The organism is Treponema sp. OMZ 805, from assembly GCF_050937395.1.
In the GTDB taxonomy this organism is placed as follows: domain Bacteria; phylum Spirochaetota; class Spirochaetia; order Treponematales; family Treponemataceae; genus Treponema.
This window is the reverse complement of sequence record NZ_JACCLP010000046.1, coordinates 1-782: the sequence shown is the minus strand read 5'-3', so window position 1 is coordinate 782 and position 782 is coordinate 1. Positions and strand designations below refer to the sequence as shown.

Genomic DNA, 782 nt, shown 5'->3' with positions numbered 1-782 from the left:
TGATATATTTGCGGATGCTGCGGATATGAGAACCTTACCGGTTCATATTGATAATGTACAAAAACGGTTAGAGCATACCTTTGAAATGGTGATAGCAGATGCAGGGTATGGCAGTGAAGAAAACTATGAGTATCTTGAGAGAAATGGAAGTGTTGCATTAGTAAAGTATGGAAGCTATCATCAACAGCGGAAGAAGAGTTTTAAAAAGAAGCTCTTTAATAGTGAAAATTGGGACTATGATAGTGAGCAAAAAGCATACACCTGTCCAGCCGGCAACAGAGTACCGTATGTGAAAACCGTGACGAAAGAAACGAAAAACGGGTATACCCATACTATTGATATCTATCAGTGTCACAACTGTGAAGGTTGTCCGTTACGGGAAAAGTGTAGCAAAGCGAAAGAAGGGCGAACGGTACAGCGGAACGAGAAGTGGCTTGCCCAAAAGAAGCAAGTCAATGAGCTACTTGATGATGATGAGAACAAGAAAATCATGAAACGCCGCTCGGTAGAATGCGAAACGGTCTTTGGACAAATAAAAGGGAACCAGCACTTCCGTCGCTTTTATTTACGCAGCACTGAAAAAGTAACAGTAGAGATCGCTCTGTTATTGCTTGGTTATAATATTAAGAACCTTATGCGCAAAGAACAGGAAAAGAAGGCGGCATAAGGGGGATAAATCGAGGGTTACCCCTAAAATAATCAAAAAAAACGAAAAATATGGTTAGTTCTGTGAAGCAGGGGCTATACAATCGGTAATAAAACAAAACTTTTAGGACAGCCCC

Annotated in this window: 1 protein-coding gene; it reads left to right on the top strand. The window is 40.8% G+C overall.

Features of this window, described 5'->3' with window-relative positions; all coding sequences use genetic code 11:
- Window positions 1-667, top strand: a 667-nt coding sequence (locus tag HGH47_RS12205) for a transposase (protein WP_432912739.1), incomplete at its 5' end; no start/stop codon positions are given.
- Between the last annotated feature and the right edge of the window lie 115 nt (window positions 668-782).